This is a genomic window from Priestia koreensis (assembly GCF_022646885.1).
Taxonomy (GTDB): domain Bacteria; phylum Bacillota; class Bacilli; order Bacillales; family Bacillaceae_H; genus Bacillus_AG; species Bacillus_AG koreensis_A.
On record NZ_CP061868.1, the window covers coordinates 3397862 to 3418377 of the forward strand.

Consider the following 20516-nt stretch of genomic DNA (forward strand, 5'->3'; position numbering starts at 1 on the left):
ACTATATTGTAGAAGGAAAGCTTGGTTTTAGTGCGCCTATTTTACAACTTTTTTCTTTCGCACGGAGAGCCAATAAACAAGCGTAACCGAAGCAATGCTGAGCCAGAAGGTAAAGTAGCCAATTTGTGCCCTGTATTGATCTAATACAGGATACTGCGGCATCATGAAAAACACGTAATCAATGATTTCGTTATGTACGGCCCATACGGCTGCAATTGATAAATGAATTGGCTTAATTCGATAAAAAGGTGTATAAAGGATACCTTGTACTGCCATAGCGAAATGAGATGTCATAAGCATGAGCATAATAATATTCATTTCTCCTGTTACTTTATACACAAGCAGGTTCATTACCACTGCCCAAATGCCATACTTAAACAGCGTCACGCTCGCCAACGCTTCCATTAAGCCGAAGTTTTTATTCATTAAAAATCCGATTAGGACAAAAACAAAAAAGAGCGTAGCCGTGGGGCTGTCAGGTACAAAGGGAATAAATTTCGCTGGAGTAATGGCTAACTGTCCGCCGTACCAAATATATCCATAAAACGTTCCAAGCGTATTCACAATTAACAACAGGATAAGCATTCGTTTGTCTTTAAAAATAAGCTGTAGATAATTCACTATAATCCCTCATTTTATTTTGTTTTCTACATTATGACATAAAAAAAGATGACTCAAAAGAGACATCCACCACTTCTCCTTTAAAATCATCTTTTAGTCTGTCAGATCTACTTGTCTTTTCCGATATTTGCTACAAACTCAGAAAGTGTTTTAAGCTCTTCATCGGTTCCTTTGAACACACCTGCTGGCATGTTCCCCTTACCGTTTTTGGCTATTTTCGCTACTTCTTCCGGCTTTAGATTAATTTCGGTTAGCGCTGGAGCTGCTGCCCCACCCTGCAGGTTTTCACCGTGACAGGTCAAACACGTATTTTTCTCCATTAATTTATAGCCTTCTGCTTCTTTATCGATCGGCACTTCTTTGACGATTTTCCCTTGCGCTTCTGCAGCTTTCCAGTCATGTGTTGCGACTGATTCCCACGTTAAGAAGATAATACCCGCAATTGCTAGTAGCATAAAACCAGTTGGAATTGGTCGTCTTGCCGGACGTCGCTCTGGACCACTATCTAAAAATGGTGCTAATAAAAGCGCTCCGAACGCGATTCCCGGTACGATAAATGCTCCGATTACGTTGTACGGACCTGATGCATATGAATATTTTAAAAGTTGATATAAAAACAGAAAGTACCAGTCTGGTAGTGGTATATATCCTGTATCAGTAGGATCTGCAATACGTTCTAGAGGAGATGGTTCTGCGATGGTTAAGCATAGATAGCCGACTAAAAATACAGCCCCTACCATCCATTCTTTTAAAAGAAAGTTTGGCCAAAAAGCTTCTGTTTTCCCTGGAAATTCCGAGTAATCTTTCGGAATATTCGGTTTCCTTGATACAGGAACACGTGAATCTCCGACAAATTTCATTCCTTTACCACGATGCATGTCGTTATCCCTCCCTTAAATCAGATGTTCTTTTTTGTTGCTGCTCTTTACAGAGGACCAGAAATACCTTGTTTTCGAATCATCAAGAAATGAGCAGCCATTAAGCCTAAAAGTGCACCTGGTAAGAAGAACACGTGGATGGCAAAGAAGCGAGTTAACGTTTGTGCTCCGATAATGTCCGGATGCCCTGCTAGAAGTGTTTTAACTTGTGCTCCAATAAACGGCGTTGATTCCGCAATTTGAAGCCCTACCTTCGTCGCGAAAAGCGCTTTCATATCCCACGGAAGTAAATAACCCGTAAATCCTAGACCTAACATAACGCCGAAGATTAGTACGCCAACGATCCAGTTAAGCTCACGAGGTTTTTTGTACGCACCTTGGAAAAATACGCGCAACGTATGTAAAAACATCATAACGATGACTAAGCTCGCACCCCAGTGATGCATACCGCGTACAATTTGTCCAAATGCGACTTCGTTTTGAAGATAATAAACAGATTCCCATGCATTTTTAATATCTGGTACATAATACATTGTCAAAAACATACCGGATAGGATTTGGATAACGGTTACAAAAAACGTTAGCCCGCCAAAACAATAGACAAATGCTGAGAAATGGTGTGCTGGATTGACATGTTCAGGTACTTCGTGGTCAGCAATGTCTCGCCATAAAGGAGTAATATCTAAGCGTTCATCAACCCAATCATAGATTTTGTTTAGCATGATTACGCTCCTCCTCTTGGTTCGGCTTTACCTAAATAAAGTGTTCCCTTTTCTACTTTTTGTTTGAAGACGTCTAGAGGATGAATAGGTGGTGTTTTAGGAACATTGGTGCCGTCTTTTTCGTACATCCCGCCGTGGCAAGGACAGTAAAAACGATTAGGGTTTTTCTTATCACCGTTCCAGTTAACGGTGCATCCTAAATGCTTACATACAGGAGACAGTGCCACAATCTCTCCCTTTTTGGTTTTGTATACCCATGCAGATTTAGGTTCTTCTGACTCGTGCCAAGCATCAACTTGGTGCACTTTAAAATTAAAACGCTGAGGCTCATTGGTTATATCCTTCACTTGCGCCACTGCTACCATATCTTGTTTGGCAACAGGTCTCAGTACAGGATCCAACGCAAAACGAACCATTGGCATAAGCATGCCCGCCGCCATAAACCCGCCTACCCCTGTTAGCGTGTAGTTCAAAAATTGGCGTCTTGACACTTGGTGTTCCTTTTCGCTCATGCGTCTCCCCCCCTTTGTCAAAAGCTCCGTCCTTGAAAAAATTTCTATAAATATATAAAACTAGGACATTCTCATGATATATCAAGATTTAATCAAGGTCAATATGGTCTTTTCCTAAAAATTATTAATACTAAATAAAGTTCGAATATTTCGTTTTTAATTAAGAAATCGTTTACCAACTGGCTGTAAAAATAGAAGATACTGATTCAGCTTGCTGCTGCAAGATATCTCTTTTATCTTCATCTTTCATCGCATGAAATGGAAGCGATGGTACCCATAAAAGCGAGCCTTCCAACTCTCCATCAAATTGCCGCCACTCTGCTTCTGTGGTTAGCATAAAGACATGCGTGAGGCCTTGTTCGATCAAATAGTGCTTCCAGTCTAGCAATTCAGCTTTCTTTGTGACTAGGTCAGCGCTTTTTAGATATGTATACGCGGGCAATAATAGCACTCGACCTTTGTATTGTCTTTCCATCTCATAGGCTAGAGCTTGCACATACTCCCCTGATGCAACTGTTTTCGATGAGCTGGCAAATTCAATTGGAACAATAGGGACAATCGCACAGTCAATGTATTCTTTCGCCTGCAAATACTGATCCATATCAGTTGTTATCCATCGCACGTGTTTCACCTCCTTTAAAGATAATGAAAAAGGACCCTACTAGATGATCTCATCCTGTAGAATCCCTTCACATCATACGAAACCATTACAGTTAAAAGAGATTTAGAACAGGTTATGCCATATTGATGCAAAAAGCATCCATCTATCTTTATTCACGCATGATAGTGTTGATTCATATACCCTGTTAGTCGCTTAAACTCTTCTTCATCATGGTTGTCAAGTGCTTGATCAATTAGCTCTAACAGCTTGGCACGCTGAAAGGATTCAATCGATTCTTGAAGCACTTTTTCAGCGAGCATTTGATCTTTTTCATTTGTTTCCATGCTTTTCGGCACGTATGGATTTTCTTCTAATACTGCTACATACTGCGGTGACAGAAAAGAAGATCGAAAATTCAATTGAATATAAATATCTTCATTTCGATTTAATCGAATATCATGAAATGATTTTTCTGCATCTGTCGTCATTACGCTTTCTTTGTAAAAACGAAATGGCGGATCTTCTACACAATGCGTAGACATGATCAAACCCCTTGGCGTAAACTGCGCATGTTCAACAAAATGAACATTTTTCATTAAGTGATCATGACTCATTAAATAATTTAAAATCCACACACATTCTCGACGCTTCAGTTGATAATTGGTTAAGAACCAGCGCACAAATTCTTTTTTCTCGTTAACAGAAACAGGAGTGGCCATTATTTCACTTCCCTTCTATCTGTAAAAAAACTTAGGGTTATACTATTACCTATTCAACAAAACCTCTCCAAAATCCTTTTCGCTGATTACGATTCTTGCAATTGTGCTAACAGATCTTGAATCTCGACTGATGTTGGATTTTGCGCAAGCATTGCCGTGAAAATTGCCTTTGCCTGTTCACGTTGTCCCTCTTCAAGCAGAAAATAACCGTACTCTTCTAGAAAGGCGTAGTCTTCTTTAAAGACATTATATGCCGCTTCATAGTGTTTTATTGCATCTTCGTACAATTCCAGCTCTTTCGATGCTCTTGCTAAGTCCCAATCAAAATGAGGATCATGTTCATTATAAGAAACGGCTGTTTGGATGTTTTCAATCACATCTTCATACCGCTCTTGGCTCATGTAAAGAGTAGAAACTGTTAAAATGGCCTCAATATAACCTGGATCGATCGCAATACCTTCACGTAGCGCATGTTCTGCCGTTTCTTCATCGCCCATCTTCAACGCAAGCTTTCCTTTGTAGAAAAATAGCTCTTTGTTAAACTCATCTTGCTTAATACCATCATTAACGGCCTCAAGCGCTTCTGGTAGCATCGCTTCGTGCTCATAGGCTCTTGCCAAGAAGAGATACAAGGAGTGATACTGAGGGTCTAATGCTTGTAATTCGATAAATTTCTCAATCGCGGTCTGATAATGCTCGGCATGATACGCAGCAAGCGCATATTCGAACAGCGTATTAATTTCTAGCTTGTTATCGAGCGCTTTTTCAAAATATGGAATGGCTTGTTCATACTCACCTATTCCACATAGGCTTTCCGCTAAACGTTGATTTAAATCAATTCCATTGAAATCAAGCGTTGACTTTTGCTCAATTAAGCGCTCGTAGTAAGTAACCGCCTTGCGGTATTCTGCTTGACTTAAGTAAAATTCTCCAAGTCCAAAATCAATGACTTCTTCCTTCGGCAATAGTCGCTTTGCTTCTAACAGCTTTGCTTCTGCTACTTCACTTAGTCCTTGCATTTGATACAAATCAGCTGTTAACAGAAGACCACGAACGTAAATCGGATCGTCTGATTCGATTGTATCTAAAATAGCAATGGCTTTTTCTTCTTCTTCTAGATCGACATATACCTCAGCTTTGAATAAAAGCAGCTCGCCTTCTCCTGGATAATACTCCAAAAGCTCGTCCACTAACGCAATCGCATCTTCAAGAAGGCCCCACGTATAAAATTGTTCGGCTAGAAGTAATTTGTCTTCTGCACTCGCTGTTTTTTGTAATTCTTTTATAAGAGCTAGCCCTTCTTCAACACGATCATTTTCTACATATTGAATGGCTTTTTCTAGTTCTCTCATCATCATTCCCCTTCATTAGCATACCTTCATATGCCCGTTTCTTTCCTCTATCTTATAAAATCTATATCGTTAGTTCAACTAGGGTATTTCATTATGACATAACTATATCTTAGAAGCAAAGTATCTGCTGAGAGATGGCCAATTAAAAAGAGCACCTACATGCGATGTAGAAATGCTCTTTTCGTCTATTATTGAATGAATGTCGCATAGCTGTGTTTCTGAAGGCAGACGCGCGCCTTTTTGCGGTCATCATCCGTTTGAAAGCTGAGACGTAATACCCCGTAAATATCTTCACGCGTCTCTAAAATACGAATGTTGGTTATGCTAATCTCTTCTTCAGCTAAGTGGCCTGTCACTTCAGAGATAATACCCGGATAATCCGGTACGTCCACATACAAGTCATAAAAGGATGGAATGGCTCCTTTTTGACGGACAGGAAGCTGGTCACGAAATTGCTTTGCTTGTTCAAAGTAAGCAAAAATGCTCTCTGCTTTCTTTTCTTCAACAAGATCACGCACTTTATGCATTTCAAAAATCCAGCGATCAAAAATTTCTAAGAGCATCTCTTTGTTATGTAGTAAAATATCGCGCCACATTGCGGGACTGCTTGATGCGATTCTCGTAATATCACGAAACCCACCGGCCGCTAGCTTTCCAACTAATTCGTTTTCCTGTTCATACTGCTCTGCTTGGTGAACAAGGCTTGCAGCAATAATATGAGGAAAATGGCTAATAACGCCCGTTAATTTATCATGCTCATCAGGCGTAATAACAATAAACTGCGCTTTTGTTCCGCTCAGTAGGCCTTGAAGTTCGTTCATTTCTTTTTCTGACGCTTCATTCGAAGGTGTTAAAATGTAAAACGCATTTTCAAACAAATGAGCTTTAGCAGCCGTCACGCCGCTTTTATGTGAACCTGCCATCGGATGACCACCGATAAAATGCACGTTGTCTGAGAATACGGCTTGTGCAGTTTGCACGATTTGTTTCTTCGTGCTTCCTACGTCTGTCACAATGACGCCTTCTTTTAGCGAGAGCTGTGAAAGCTCTTTGAGTACTTTTTCTGCCTGCGTAACGGGGATTGCCACAATAATGTAATCCGCATTCGCAGCACCTTCCTCAAGCATCGTCACCGTGTGATCCACGACTTTTAATGACTTAGCAAGCTCTAGCTGTTCCGTATTAATATCGTATCCAACGATGGTCACATTCGGATGCGTCTCCTTAATGCTAAGGGCAAGAGAACCACCGATCAGCCCTAATCCTATCATGAACACATTGCTGTTCATACGTGCACCTCTATTTTCTTCATTTTTTCAACATAAAACAGAGGAATGAGACAGATCTGCTCATCGTGACAGGTCTATCTCATTCCTATGTAAAAACCATTTATTACGCTACAAATTCTTTTAGCAATTCGATGATTTCAGCATTTTCTTCTTTAGATCCAACGGTAATTCGAACGGAAGTTGGGAACCCTAGTGCGTTTCCTGAACGAACGATAAAACCGCGCTCTAATAAGAACTGAAATACTTCATCGCCTTGACGTTTGAAGTCAATTAAAATAAAGTTCGTTTCTGAACGATAGTACTCAAGGTTGTACTCTTCGCAGAAATCATAGTATTGCTGTAATCCTTCTTGATTAAGATTGCGGCACTTCTCGATAAATGCCTGATCATCAAGCGCAGCAATTGCCGCTACTTGTGCAAGTCTGCTCGTATTGAACGGCTCACGGGCTGGCTCGATTTGCTGAAGCAATTCGGTATGACCAATTCCATATCCAATACGAAGCGCAGCAAGACCGTATGCTTTTGAGAACGTGCGAAGAATAATCAAGTTATCATATTTATTTAATAACGGTACTGATTCTGGAAAATCATCAGCTGTTACATACTCATAATATGCTTCATCTAAAACGACCAATACGTGACTCGGTACGTTTTCTAAAAATGGAAGCAACTTAGCCTCAGGAATATACGTTCCTGTTGGATTGTTTGGTGTACATACCCATACAACTCTCGTTTGCTCATCAATTGCTTCTAACATCGCATCTAAATCATGCTGACCGTCTACAAGCGGCACCTCACGAATTTCCGCGCCTTCAATGACAGCATTATGCTTATATTGAGGGAACGTAGGAGCTGCCATTACCGTGTTCGTATCGGCACTCAACATGGCACGACAAATAATTTGAATAATTTCATCAGATCCATTTCCAAAAATCAGCTGATCTTTATCAACGCCTACATGCTTTGCCACTTTTTCACGAACGACACCAGAGTAGCCGTCTGGATACAGTGTTAAATGCTCAAGCTCATCTTGGATCGCTTGCTTCGCAGCCGGTGAATAACCGTAAGGATTTTCATTCGATGCTAGCTTCACTACTTTGGATAAATTAAATTCTTTTTGTACTTCTTCAATCGGTTTTCCAGGCTTATATGGACTTAAGCCTTTTAACTGTTCTTTTACCTTCACAATCATTACACCTCACAAATTTGAATCGGTGAAACGATAGAAGCCACATACTCTCTGAATTCTTTTAGCGCTTGCTCATTCGTATCGCTTGCTAAAAGCGCGTCCTTCAATTCCGCAACTTTGTTCACAATGGCACTGCCAATGATAATTCCGTCACTATGGTCCTTTAACACCTTTACTTGCTCTGCTGTCGAAATACCAAATCCAACGGCGACTGGAATGGTTGCATATTTTTTCACCTCTTGCAGAAACTCATCCAAATCAGATGGAAGCGTTGTTCGAACGCCGGTTACACCAAGAGATGATACGCAATATAAAAATCCATCCGCTTCACTCGCGATCATGCGGATTCGGTCTTTTGAAGTCGGAGCAACCAGTGAAATGTGAACGACATCGTGCGCTTTTGCTAATCGACGAACTTCTGCGCTTTCCTCATAAGGCAAATCAGGAATAAGGACACCATCAATTTCATTTTGTTGCACTAAAGTGAAAAAGTGTTCTAAATCTAATTGTAACACAGGATTAAAATAGGTAAAGAGGATAATTGGAATATGAACGCCTCTTTCCCTCATCCTTGGCACTAGATTCATTGCTTTTCGAATGGACATTCCGTTCTCTAACGCTCGTTTGGATGCCTCTTGAATGATGGGTCCATCTGCCAAAGGATCAGAATATGGTACACCTAATTCTAACACGGATGCCCCTTCCTCTTGAAGAGCAAATGCAAGCTCAATCGTCACATCTTCGTGCGGATCTCCTGCTGTAATAAATGGGATGAACAAATTATCGTGCTTCGGCAGGCGTTTTTGAAACGTCATCGTGGTTTTCCTCCTCTAATAAGTTGATTAATGAATGAACATCTTTGTCTCCTCGTCCGGATAAGCAAACCAAAATGGATTCTTCCGCAGACATGTCTTTCGCCAGTTCAAATGCCTTTGCTAGCGCATGAGCAGATTCAATCGCTGGAATAATACCTTCTTGACGCGTTAAAAATTGTAGAGCTGAAATCGCTTCATCATCCGTTACATTCTCATAACGTACTCGTCCAATTGTTGAAAGATAGGAATGCTCCGGTCCAATTCCCGGGTAATCAAGACCTGCGGAGATAGAGTATGGCTCGGTAATTTGGCCGTTCTCGTCCTGCATTAAATACGTCAGCGTCCCGTGAATGACTCCTTTTGTTCCTTTGGCCATTTTCGCCGCGTGAAGATTGGAGTCTAATCCTTTTCCACCTGCTTCGACACCAATGAGCTCAACGCCGTCTTCTTTAATAAAGTCATAGAACATTCCAATGGCATTACTGCCTCCCCCAACACACGCAATAACTTTATCAGGAAGCTTGTTTTCAACGGCTTGAAATTGTCGCTTTGCTTCCTCTCCAATAATTTTTTGGAAGTTACGAACCATTTTCGGATACGGATGTGGTCCAATCGCAGAACCGATTAAATAGAAGTGATCCTCGCAGTTGGCAACCCAGTAGCGAATCGCTTCATTTGTAGCGTCTTTTAACGTACGTGTTCCTGAATAAACAGGTACAACCTCAGCCCCTAGCATTTTCATTCGGAAAACATTTAGCGCTTGTCGCTCAATGTCCTCTTCTCCCATAAACACCTTGCATTCCATTCCAAACTTTGCTGCTACGGTTGCTGTTGCTACGCCGTGCTGTCCTGCTCCGGTTTCGGCAATTAATTTTGTTTTTCCCATTCGTTTGGCGAGCAGTGCCTGACCAATCGCATTGTTAATTTTATGGGCACCTGTATGATTTAAATCTTCACGTTTTAAATAGATTTTTGCTCCACCTAGCTTTTCGGTTGCGTTTCCTGCAAACGTAAGAGCTGTTGGTCGACCAGAGTATTCATTTAGCAAGTGCAAATATTCTTGTAAAAAGGATTCATCTTCCATTGCTGCATCAAGAGCTGTTTCTACTTCTTCTAATGGTCTCATAAGTGTTTCTGGTACATATTTTCCACCAAAGTCACCAAAGCGACCGAACTGATCTGGATGATTATACGTCATTTTTGAATCTCCCTTTCTATCTCCTGTAATTTTTGTTTGCTTTTCTTTCCGTCTTCCTCAATTCCACTAGATAAATCAATTCCAAAAGGATCGTACGTTAGTAAACTATGAATGTTGTCTACCGTGATCCCACCTGCTACGAAAAGGGGCGTCTCATACGTCTCCATTACTTCCATATATTTTGGAAGAAAGCTCCAATCAAATGTTTTTCCCGTACCTCCAAACGCATTGTCCACCTTACTATCTAGTAAAAGAGCACCCACATGCGGCGCATACGTATGAATGAGCGAAATCGTATCCTCACCGTGAGGAATCGCCTTCCATACCTCCACTTCGTAACGGTTCTTTATTCGCTGAATATCAGAAAGAGATTCCGTTCCGTGAAGCTGAACAACGTCAAGAGAAGCATGAGTGATACAATGATCGATCCATTCATCAGACGCGTTCACAAATACGCCAACGTGCCTTTTAGCTTTCGGTCCCCATCCTTTTACGGCTTCTGGCGTGACGAATCGCTTGCTTTTTTCATAAAAGATAAATCCGACATAGCTTCCTAAACTCTCTGAAACCATTTCATAATCTTCAAGCGTTCGAATGCCGCAATATTTAACGGTTCGCATGCTTTACACCGAATAAATGAGCAATAGCTTCTGTTTGATTCGATTCCCTCATAAGCGTTTCCCCTACTAAAACAGCTTCAGCTCCCGCTTCTTTTACCGATAAAATATCGGCAGTATTGACAATCCCACTCTCACTAACGATCAAACTTTCCTTCGGTACGTATGACGCAATTTTTCTCGTTTGCTCAACGCTCGTCACGAACGTATGCAAGTCGCGGTTGTTAATCCCAACAATTTGTGGTGTAAATACATCGAGTATACCTGTTAACGTATCAAGTGCATGCACTTCAACAAGACAATCTAATCCACTCTCTTTTGCCTGTACATATAACTCATGTAGCTTAGCCGGCTCTAGCGCCTCACCAATGAGTAAAATGGCGTCTGCCCCGATTCGTACACTCTCTTCTACTTGAAGCGGATCAATAATAAAATCTTTGCGCAGTACAGGGAGATTCACCGTTTTTTTTATATCCGTTAAAAAGGATTGATTCCCCATAAAGTACTGCTGATCTGTCAGAACAGATAACGCATCCGCCAATCCTGCTTCGTAATCACGAGCAATTTGCACATGATTAAAATCTTCTTTAATCAATCCTTTTGATGGCGATGCCCGCTTTACCTCGGCAATAAGTGCTAGCGTGTGGTTAGGATTTTTTAACGCATCATAGAAGGAAACCTTTTTCACTTCTTGTTTTTCTGGAAGAATCAGTGCTTCTACCTCTTCTTTTTTCGTTTGTAAAATCTTATCAAGCATGTTGAGTCATCACCTTTCTAGCGCGTAGCTTCTGCAATTGTCTGTACGCTGTTCCATTTTCAATAACCGTTCTCGCGATATGCGTTCCTTCTGCTATCGAGCCTGCTTTACCTGCGACATAAATCGCTGCCGCTGCGTTTAAAATCACCGCATTTTTGGCACTTTCATGAGCTTGATCACGGAAGATTTGCTCAATTGTGTGGGCACTTTCTTTCGCTGTTTCAACGACTAAGTCTGATACTCTCCCTCGCTCTAAACCAAAATCTTCTGGTTTGATTGTATAAGAACGAATGTCCCCGTCACGAAGCTCTACAATGTCTGTTTCGGTCTCAACGCTGATCTCATCTAGGCCATCTTTTCCTGCTACAAATAATACATGTCTTGAGCTTAGCTTTTGTAGTGTTCTCGCAAGCTTCTCAGCAAGCTCTGCTGAATAAACGCCAATTACTTGCTTGTCACAGTTCGACGGATTTGCAAGCGGTCCAAGCGCATTGAACACCGTACGAAACCCTAATTCTTTTCGCGGTATCGCCGCATGCTTCATTGCTGGGTGATACATAGGAGCAAATAAGAAGGCCATTCCGTCCTGCTTAAGAGTCTCTATTACCTCCTGTTTCGTAGAAGTAATATCAATTCCCAAGTATTCAAGTACATCTGCACTTCCGCTTTTAGAAGATACAGCGCGATTTCCGTGCTTAGCGACTTTCACACCTGCTGCCGACGCTACGATCGCACTTGCCGTTGAAATGTTAAACGTTGATGCGCCGTCTCCACCCGTTCCGCACGTGTCAACGACGTTTTCAAGACCCGTCTGGAGTGGAATCATATTTTCACGCATTCCTCTCACAAACCCCGTAATCTCTTCAATCGTTTCGCCTCTATACGTTAAGATTGTCAGCAAGCTTCCGATTTGAGCTGATGACACCGTTCCTGACATAATCTCATTCATCACGGTTTTAGCTTCTTGTTCAGTTAATGATTGACCTGTTAAACATTTTAAGAGAAATTCTTTAAACATATAAATTCCCCTCTTTTTGATAAATTTTTTCTGCTAGCTGAATTGTTTTAATTAGCGCACTCGCTTTGTTTTTCGTTTCTTTATATTCAAGCTCTGGAACTGAATCAGCCACAATGCCTGCTCCCGCTTGCACATAGGCAGCAGAATCCTTTAGTAGGATCGTGCGAATGGCAATACAGGAATCAATGTTTCCATCAAAATCCAAATAGGCAACGGTTCCGGCATATACGTTTCGTGCTGTTGGCTCAAGCTCTGCTAAAATTTGCATCGCACGCACTTTAGGTGCACCTGATACGGTACCAGCTGGAAAAGCGGCAAGAAGAGCATCAATCGGATGAATATCCGCTGCCAATCGCCCCGTAACTTTTGAGATTAAATGCATCACGTGTGAGAAGTTCACTAATTCCATTAGCACCGGTGTATTCACTGAACCGTACTCAGCAACACGACCAATATCATTTCTTGCTAAATCAACAAGCATGTAGTGCTCTGCGCGCTCTTTTTCATCAGCCAGCAGCTCTTCTCCCAACTGCTGATCTTCCTCATACGTTCGGCCCCTTCTCCTCGTTCCGGCAATTGGGTGAATTTCTAAATGACCATCATGTATTTGAATCAGCCGCTCAGGCGAACTTCCAATAAGCTCAATGCCATTCATGTTCAAATAAAATAAATAAGGAGACGGGTTTACAAGTCGAAGCACTCGGTAAATGTCAAACCCGCTAATAGAAACAGGGATTTTAAAACGCTGTGACAGTACGGCCTGAAACACGTCACCACTTCGAATGTATTCTTTAATGTTCTCAACGTCCTGTAGAAATTTTTCCTTTTCATACGTGGACTCTACGTCTTCAAATGAGACAGGCGTTAAGTCTTGTTCAAACATAAGCGGCTGCTCATCGTTTTTTCGTAGTGCTCCGTGAAAATACGCTTTGATTTTTTGCTGTGCATTCTCATACAAACGCGCTTTTTCTTCCTCCGTCTCACTGCCATCTAGACGTATATAGTGGACGATGATCACTTCTTTTTTTTCGTGGTGATAGGCCAAAATCGTTTCACAAAAAGCAAAATGACAGCGGCTCATCCCTAAATCGTTGTAGGAATGGGACGGAACTTTTTCTAACAGTGACACCGCATCATATCCTAAAAAGCCAACCGCTCCACCTTTAAACGGGAGATCAATGTCAGGTACCTTTACCTTCAACAGATTCTGTGCGGTTTGAAATGTATCTTTAAACGTATCTCCTTTATAAAAGCAATCTCCTTTTTGATCCTGAAGCTCATACGTTCCTTCTTGTTCGTGGATCGTTAGAAACGGCTGTAACCCGATGAACGAGTAATTGGACCACTCTGATGAAGATTCATTGCTTTCTAGTAAGTAAATTGCTTCTTTTTGTAAGTTTTGAAACAAATCCACCGGCGTGATGGAATCGACGTACATTTTTTTTATAATGGGAATCGTTAAATACTGTGACGCTTCTTCTAGAAACGTCTGCTGATTCTGTGGGTATTTCATGTTTGCTCAGTCCTCCATTTGGAAATGGAGAATGAGAAAAGAGGATAGGTTGAAGGAAAAATAAAAAACCCAAATAGCACTAAACAGGCCTTTGGGTAGATTGTTATTTATATATACTCTACTCAACTAACCTCAGCTCAACTATCTCATTCTCATCTCGTCTATACTTTACTTCGTCTCACTCATCAGCTCTCTATGCTGATCGAGTTATTACATCTCTCACTGTCTACTCTGCTATGCTACTCACTAAACTAACTTTCTTAATTATTCATTATCTTAGTACGACACGTATCGTTTGTCAATGAGAAAGATTCCAAAACCGTTATTTCGCTAAAAGAGATAGAATGGTTTCATCGTCTACTCTTCTCATAACGGGCTCTCCAATCGCTCGTAACAGTACCATGTTGACGTTGCTTTCGGTCGACTTTTTATCTCCCTGCATTTTCTGGAGCAATCGCTTGTGATCTAAATTCTTCGGTACGTCAACGCTATAACCTAACGACGTTAACCAATTCTTTAATTCTTCTACGTCAAAACGAAGGCCTGCTAACTCAATGCTCACTTCAAGCGCGAAGATCATCCCAATGATTACTGCCTCACCGTGACTCACTGCTCCGTATCCGCTTTCTGATTCAATTGCATGACCTAACGTATGTCCTAGATTTAAAAAAGCTCGAACGCCTGATTCCCGTTCATCTGCTCGGACAATCCCCGCTTTTACGTGAATTCCTTTTTCAATCATTTGCATTAAATGCTGATTTTGAACGTGCTGAAGCGACGTGATGTTGTCTTGAAGCCATCTGTAAAAAGATTCATCGCTAATGAGCGCATGTTTCACCACTTCTCCAAAGCCAGAGCGCCACTCTCGTTCTGGAAGGCTTTCGAAAAACTGAACATCATAAAAAACGGCTTCCGGCTGATGGAAGGCTCCAATCATATTTTTCCCAAGCGCGTGATTAATGGCCACTTTGCCTCCAACCGCACTGTCATGGGCAAGAAGCGTCGTTGGAATTTGAATGAATGAAATGCCGCGCATGTATGTGGCAGCAACAAAGCCTGCTAAATCTCCGACTACGCCTCCACCAAACGCCAAAATTAAGGAACGACGGTCAAGTTGATGCTCAAGCGCAAACGTCTGACACTGATAAAAATAATCAAATGACTTTGCGTGCTCCCCGCTCGGAATGACATATTTAACAGGTGATACATCTCTTAGCACTGAAGCAAGCGCGTCACCATAGAGGCGATCCACTTCTTCATCGGTAATGATAAATACTTTGGACGCGTCTGGTTTGACACTTTGAATGACTTCTGGCAGTTTATCTAAAATTTGATGACCTAAAAATAATGGATATGTTTTAGATGCAGTTTGAATTTGAATCGTTTCCATGAAAACTCCCTCACGTATCATATGTATATTTTCAGCGGAGTCGTCCCCTTCCCCGCTGAACATTAATTGTTTTTTATTATACGCCTAGTTAAAAGGAATTCTCAACTCCTACATGTTTAACGCTTTCGATAAAAAAACGTATCTGCCGTTTCAAAGCCATACGACTGCGGGTTAAAAATTTGTTCCGTGCTGCCTACAAAGAAAATTCCCCCTGGGGTAAGCGCATCACTAAATTTCTTATACACGTGCTGCTTCGCTTCTTCCGTAAAGTAGATAAGGACATTGCGACACACAATTAAATCATATTTATCTACAAACGGATCCGCAAGCAAGTTCTGCTGACGAAACGTAACGGTGCGTTTAATTTGATCGCTTACTTTGTAGAAGGAGCCTTCTTTCGTAAAATATTGCGCTTTAATTGCCGGCGGAACTTCTTGTAGCGAACGTTCTGCGTACAAGCCAATTTTAGCTTTTGTAATGATGTTTTGGTCAATATCCGTCGCAAAAATTTTGATTTGCGAAAGCGGTAAATACGTACTCAAAATCATAGCTAGTGTATATGGTTCTTCTCCAGACGAGCATGCTGCGCTCCACACTTTAAGCGTACGACGTGTTTTCAATAACTCTGGTAAAATTTTCTTCTCTAATACTTCCCAACGCTTGGCGTTTCGATAAAATTCCGAAACATTGATCGTAATTCGATCCAAAAATTCTCCCAGTAGCTCCATGTCTTTGTCCATCGCTTGATAAAATTCCTGAAACGTATGAAACCCTTTCTTTTCATATAATGATATAATGCGACGTTTCATTTGCGCTTCTTTATAAAGAGCTAAATCAATACCCGTTCTTTTCTTTACACGACTCATAAAATCCGTATAGTCTTGATCCATTGTCTTCCCTCATTTTCGCCAAAGATAATTAACATGGTGATGATCATTTATACGCTTTATATCGTCTATACTTGCAAACTATTCAACACGTTCTGCTGTTTATGTATAAAAAATCCTGATCCTCCTCATTAACGGCAAATAAAAAAAGCGTGGTGAAATCACCACGCTTTTTTGTCCCTTTCTGCCACTGCAGGAAGGCTTCTTTTAATAAACCCAATCTTCAATCAGCTTACCGTAGTGAACAAGTTCTTCTTCGCCGAAGAACAATGCGATTTCACGCTTTGCACTTTCAACCGCATCAGATCCGTGAATAACGTTTTTCTCAACAACAAGACCAAAGTCACCGCGGATTGTTCCTGGTAATGCATCTTTTGGATTTGTTTTTCCAAGCATTTGTCTAGCTACCTCTACTGCGTTTTCCCCTTGCCAAACCATCGCAAATACTGGACCAGACGTAATGAAGTCTACCAATTCCCCAAAGAACGGCTTATCTTTATGCTCTGCATAGTGATCGCCCGCTAATTCTGTCGAAATCTGCATTAATTTTGCGCCAACTAGTTGAAACCCCTTTTTTTCAAATCTAGTTACGATTTCGCCGATTAAACTTCTTTGTACCCCATCAGGTTTTACCATAATAAATGTTTTTTCCATGAGAATCCCACCCCGAATTATGTAAAATGAAAGCGCAAACACTCTCAGAAGAATAGTAACACTATTTTCAGTATTTTACAACTTTCTCATGGAAATACTGTTAAAATTTTCTCTTCCCGATAAATTTCGCAATTTTATGGAGCGCTGTTTTTGCCTTGTTCGGTGGTAACTCCTCTAAGACATGGAACGCCTTTTTCAAGTAACGGTTGCTTAAATCAACGGAACGCTCAATCGCATCTGAACCTTTAATTTCATCAATGATTGATGTAATATCTTTTTCCGGATTCGTGCTCACAAAGAGATTTTCTACTTTCTCACGAAACGCTTGATCACGAATTGCGTACAGCACAGGCAACGTAATATTGCCTTGTAGCAGGTCGCTTCCCGCTGGCTTTCCAAGCTGCTCTGCTGTTGCTGTGAAATCTAAAATATCGTCCGTAATTTGAAAAGACATGCCTACATAATAGCCAAACCAGAATAAGCGCTTATGAACTGAGCTTGGTGCCCCAGTTGCAATCGCGCCGAGCTGACAGCTTGAAGCAATAAGCAGGGCCGTTTTTCGTTTAATACGACGAAGGTATGTACGTAAATTTTGATCTAGATCGTATTTATCACGGATTTGCTCAATTTCACCTAGTCCGACTTCAACGATTGTATGAGATAAAATCTGATGCGCTTCTGCATCTTCAATTTTCGTAATCATCTCCAGCGCCCGAGCGAAAATATAATCACCCGTATACATCGCAATTCGATTATCCCATCTTGATTTAATGGTATCTTGACCTCTTCGTTTATCCGCATCATCAATGACATCATCATGCACTAAAGAGGCCATATGGATGAGCTCTAAAGCGATCGCTACATACTTCACTGTATCGATCTGATAATCCCCAAATTTCCCTGCGAGAAGCACAAAGACAGGTCGAATTCTTTTCCCACCTGCTTTAAGTAAGTGCAAGGAGGCTTCTTCAATGACTGAATCTTCTGCTTGAACCGTTCGTGCTAATTCCTTTTCAATCAACGCAATATCAGCGTTGAGGTAAGGATACATCATTTTTAACTTCATGGAATTCACCTTATATCTAAATTTCAATCCAATGTATAAAAAGAAGAAAGGCCCTACACTTGCATGTAACGTTTTACATAGCTTTATGAATACTTCATTAGCGTAAGGACCTCTCTAAAATACAGTTATTTGTCTTTATACCCCATATGCATGGCCGCTACTCCACCCGTATAAGATTTGACTTCAACCTTTGCAAATCCTGCTTCATCAAACATTTTCGCCAATTCTTTTTTCCCAGGGAAGTTCACCGTTGATTCTTGTAACCATGAATATTCTTCGTAGCTTTTCGCCACGAGCTTTCCTAACATCGGCATAATATGCTTAAAGTATAGGAAATACAGCTGACGATAGCCAGGGGTTGTCGGCTGAGATGTTTCTAAACACACTACCTTACCACCTGGTTTTACCACGCGGTGCATTTCTTTTAGCACCGTCATGTAATCCGGCACGTTTCGCAGGCCGAATCCAATCGTCACGTAATCAAACGTGTTGTCTGGAAATGGTAGTTCCATCGCGTTACCGTGTATAAGCTCGATGTTTTTATGAGACGAACCGGCTACTTTTTCTTCGCCTATTTTTAACATATTTTGGCTAAAATCAAGTCCGACAACCTCACCTTTTTCACCGACAGCTTCCGCTAACGCTAGTGTCCAGTCAGCTGTTCCACAGCATACATCTAACGCCTTTGACCCTTTTTGAACATCCATTCGCTTCATCGTATCTTGACGCCATGCTTTATGGCGCTGAAAGCTGATTACAGAGTTCATTTGGTCATAGTTTTTATAAATTTTTTCAAACACATTATGGACGCGTTGCTCTTTTGATTGTTGCATTATTATCCTTCTCCTACAACCTTGATTGGGACTGTTTAAAACGTTGGAAGAGCTCATTTAGATCATTTTGTAGTTCCTCATCTAAACCAGACATCTTGCTTGCACTCTCTTGAATAAAGGCCTGTGAGCGTACAAGAGATGGATAAAGAATCGTCTCTAGACTGACCTCTTGTTCACCTTTGATTCGATCGGTCAAAAAAGATGTACGCGGCTTTTGACCATCCAATAGTCTAAACAGCAATTTCATATACATAGCATGTCCAAGTAAAGCTTGCCATTCAGGCTTTCCAAAATAACGACATAATGACTGAATCAGGGACGTTTCAATCGTATATAGATGTTCTAACGCTTCCTCAGTGGAAAGGTGATCTGTATAATATAATTTCATCTTTGCGACGTTAATATCTTTAATTCCTGCAGATGTTTCACGAATTAAGGAGATACTGCCTTGTTGTGAAAGATAAGAATAGTACAAACCACTGTAATAATCACCTGATAATACAGTAAGCTGCCTTTGCTTCAGCAGATCATTTTCTTGGAGTGCTTGAATCGTTACTAAATCATGGGCATCAAGTGCCGTTTGCACAAGCATAATGGAAGTTACATATGTTTTAAATTCTTCATCAGAAATAGGTAGGGTTTTTAAAAAGGAGCAGATATAAAATAATTTGTCTTCATCAATTTGTGGATGACGAATAAATTTTTTCATATATGAATGAGCAAGTTCTTTTTCAATGTGCTCTTTCATATCGGCAACTGTGTTTGTACTATTTTGCATGATCATCACCCTCTGTCTCCCTCTTACACATTTTATACGGTTGTTCTTCATTAGACCCTGTCAATTATATCATAACTATATATGAAAAAAACCTCTATTTTCTTTATTCTTACTACCTTCTAGGAAAGATATACCTCCCTAAAATGAAAATGCCTGTATCTATTCTCATAAAGACATCGCCCTTGGCCTTCTAAGTGAGGACAAACCGTTCACTTTAGAAAAACCCAGGGCGACTACGTGAATAGGGAAATGAAATACTTATCGCTTGGAATCAGATTCTACTTCACCATGACTTGTTTGAAGTGATGCTTTTCCTCTGATCTTAATTGCAGAAGTATGCTCTGTAAACTGAGCGATTAACACTTCACCTTTATCAAGCTTTTCGGAATGATGAAAGCGAGTATCTGCACCTCTCGTTAAGCCGATGACGTTGACTCCGTCTTCTAACGCTTTAATGACAATATATTCGTTTGCTCCATTACTTTTCATTTTACCTACTCCTAAAGTCTTATTGAGGCCGTTTAGCCTTAAGATTTAATTAATGAAAGCACTTCTGATCGTGCAGCTGCATCTGTTGCTAATACACCTCTAACTGCAGATGTAACCGTCGATGCACCAGGTTTTTTCACGCCGCGCATTGTCATACACATGTGCTCTGCTTCTACCACTACCATTACACCATGTGGCTCAAGAGATTCAACGATAGAGTCTGCCACTGTAGACGTAATTCGTTCTTGAAGCTGTGGTCGTTTTGCAACGGCTTCAACCGCGCGCGCTAATTTACTAAGACCTGTTACTTTTCCACCCTTTGGAATGTAGGCGATATGTGCTTTTCCATAAAACGGTACAAGATGATGTTCACACATAGAGTAGAAAGGAATATCCTTTACAAGTACTAATTCTTCGTGATCTTCACCAAATACTGTTTTAAAATGTTCTTTTGGATCTTCATTTAATCCTGAGAAAACTTCTTCGTACATTTTTGCTACACGTTTCGGTGTATCAAGTAATCCTTCACGATTTGGGTCTTCCCCTACTGCTTCTAAAAGTAATCGGATTGCGTGTTCAATTTGTTCTTTATTTACTTGTGACATTATTGTTCCTCCA

Annotated in this window: 23 protein-coding genes; all 23 read right to left on the reverse strand. The window is 40.8% G+C overall.

Annotated features, from left to right (window positions below; genetic code table 11):
* Positions 1–36 precede the first annotated feature (36 nt).
* A complete protein-coding gene (locus IE339_RS17850) occupies positions 37–621 on the reverse strand; it encodes a lipoprotein heptaprenylglyceryl N-acetyltransferase LhaT (protein ID WP_431522774.1) in 585 nt (194 codons plus the stop codon).
* Between the two features lie 107 nt (positions 622–728).
* On the reverse strand, positions 729–1499 hold the full coding sequence (locus tag IE339_RS17855; RefSeq protein WP_242169719.1) for a menaquinol-cytochrome c reductase cytochrome b/c subunit: 771 nt from the start codon (positions 1497–1499) through the stop codon (positions 729–731).
* 47 nt (positions 1500–1546) lie between these two features.
* On the reverse strand, positions 1547–2221 hold the full coding sequence (gene qcrB, locus IE339_RS17860) for a menaquinol-cytochrome c reductase cytochrome b subunit (RefSeq protein WP_053402318.1): 675 nt from the start codon (positions 2219–2221) through the stop codon (positions 1547–1549).
* Between the two features lie 2 nt (positions 2222–2223).
* Positions 2224–2733, reverse strand: coding sequence for a Rieske (2Fe-2S) protein (locus tag IE339_RS17865; RefSeq protein ID WP_053402317.1), 510 nt, complete (start codon positions 2731–2733; stop codon positions 2224–2226).
* A gap of 172 nt (positions 2734–2905) precedes the next feature.
* Positions 2906–3355 carry a YpiF family protein gene (locus IE339_RS17870; protein ID WP_242169721.1) on the reverse strand — a complete coding sequence of 150 codons (450 nt, stop codon included), beginning with the start codon at positions 3353–3355 and terminating at the stop codon, positions 2906–2908.
* A 152-nt stretch (positions 3356–3507) separates the two neighbouring features.
* On the reverse strand, positions 3508–4053 hold the full coding sequence (locus IE339_RS17875) for a ReoY family proteolytic degradation factor (protein WP_242169723.1): 546 nt from the start codon (positions 4051–4053) through the stop codon (positions 3508–3510).
* Positions 4054–4139: 86 nt separating this feature from the next.
* Positions 4140–5405, reverse strand: coding sequence for a tetratricopeptide repeat protein (locus IE339_RS17880; RefSeq protein WP_242169725.1), 1266 nt, complete (start codon positions 5403–5405; stop codon positions 4140–4142).
* 188 nt (positions 5406–5593) lie between these two features.
* Entirely contained in the window at positions 5594–6694 is a 1101-nt protein-coding gene (locus tag IE339_RS17885) for a prephenate dehydrogenase (RefSeq protein WP_242169727.1), read from the reverse strand.
* 103 nt (positions 6695–6797) lie between these two features.
* On the reverse strand, positions 6798–7880 hold the full coding sequence (gene hisC, locus IE339_RS17890; RefSeq protein WP_242169728.1) for a histidinol-phosphate transaminase: 1083 nt from the start codon (positions 7878–7880) through the stop codon (positions 6798–6800).
* A 5-nt stretch (positions 7881–7885) separates the two neighbouring features.
* Positions 7886–8698, reverse strand: a complete 813-nt coding sequence (gene trpA / locus IE339_RS17895; protein ID WP_242169730.1) for a tryptophan synthase subunit alpha — start codon at positions 8696–8698, stop codon at positions 7886–7888.
* Positions 8664–9896, reverse strand: coding sequence for a tryptophan synthase subunit beta (gene trpB, locus IE339_RS17900; protein WP_242169733.1), 1233 nt, complete (start codon positions 9894–9896; stop codon positions 8664–8666). Before trpB ends, trpA begins: the two co-directional genes overlap by 35 nt.
* The gene (locus tag IE339_RS17905; RefSeq protein ID WP_242169735.1) at positions 9893–10516 is read right to left on the reverse strand and encodes a phosphoribosylanthranilate isomerase; all 624 of its coding nucleotides are present in this window, start codon (positions 10514–10516) and stop codon (positions 9893–9895) included. Before IE339_RS17905 ends, trpB begins: the two co-directional genes overlap by 4 nt.
* A complete protein-coding gene (gene trpC, locus IE339_RS17910; protein WP_242169737.1) occupies positions 10503–11270 on the reverse strand; it encodes an indole-3-glycerol phosphate synthase TrpC in 768 nt (255 codons plus the stop codon). Before trpC ends, IE339_RS17905 begins: the two co-directional genes overlap by 14 nt.
* Positions 11263–12288, reverse strand: a complete 1026-nt coding sequence (trpD, locus tag IE339_RS17915) for an anthranilate phosphoribosyltransferase (protein ID WP_242169739.1) — start codon at positions 12286–12288, stop codon at positions 11263–11265. Before trpD ends, trpC begins: the two co-directional genes overlap by 8 nt.
* Entirely contained in the window at positions 12281–13801 is a 1521-nt protein-coding gene (gene trpE / locus IE339_RS17920) for an anthranilate synthase component I (RefSeq protein WP_242169741.1), read from the reverse strand. The genes trpD and trpE overlap by 8 nt, the downstream gene beginning before the upstream one ends.
* Before the next feature lie 322 nt (positions 13802–14123).
* Positions 14124–15191: a 3-dehydroquinate synthase gene (aroB, locus tag IE339_RS17925; protein WP_242169743.1), complete on the reverse strand. Its 1068-nt coding sequence runs from the start codon at positions 15189–15191 to the stop codon at positions 14124–14126.
* Positions 15192–15307: 116 nt separating this feature from the next.
* Entirely contained in the window at positions 15308–16081 is a 774-nt protein-coding gene (locus tag IE339_RS17930) for a CheR family methyltransferase (RefSeq protein WP_242169746.1), read from the reverse strand.
* Positions 16082–16285: 204 nt separating this feature from the next.
* Positions 16286–16732, reverse strand: a complete 447-nt coding sequence (gene ndk / locus IE339_RS17935; RefSeq protein ID WP_242169748.1) for a nucleoside-diphosphate kinase — start codon at positions 16730–16732, stop codon at positions 16286–16288.
* A gap of 100 nt (positions 16733–16832) precedes the next feature.
* The gene (gene hepT / locus IE339_RS17940; RefSeq protein WP_242169750.1) at positions 16833–17798 is read right to left on the reverse strand and encodes a heptaprenyl diphosphate synthase component II; all 966 of its coding nucleotides are present in this window, start codon (positions 17796–17798) and stop codon (positions 16833–16835) included.
* 125 nt (positions 17799–17923) lie between these two features.
* The gene (locus IE339_RS17945) at positions 17924–18631 is read right to left on the reverse strand and encodes a demethylmenaquinone methyltransferase (RefSeq protein WP_242169751.1); all 708 of its coding nucleotides are present in this window, start codon (positions 18629–18631) and stop codon (positions 17924–17926) included.
* 13 nt (positions 18632–18644) lie between these two features.
* The gene (locus tag IE339_RS17950) at positions 18645–19409 is read right to left on the reverse strand and encodes a heptaprenyl diphosphate synthase component 1 (protein ID WP_242169753.1); all 765 of its coding nucleotides are present in this window, start codon (positions 19407–19409) and stop codon (positions 18645–18647) included.
* A 258-nt stretch (positions 19410–19667) separates the two neighbouring features.
* A complete protein-coding gene (mtrB, locus tag IE339_RS17955; RefSeq protein ID WP_053402300.1) occupies positions 19668–19898 on the reverse strand; it encodes a trp RNA-binding attenuation protein MtrB in 231 nt (76 codons plus the stop codon).
* A gap of 38 nt (positions 19899–19936) precedes the next feature.
* Complete coding sequence (gene folE, locus IE339_RS17960) at positions 19937–20503, reverse strand: GTP cyclohydrolase I FolE (protein WP_053402299.1); 567 nt, start codon at positions 20501–20503, stop codon at positions 19937–19939.
* Between the last annotated feature and the right edge of the window lie 13 nt (positions 20504–20516).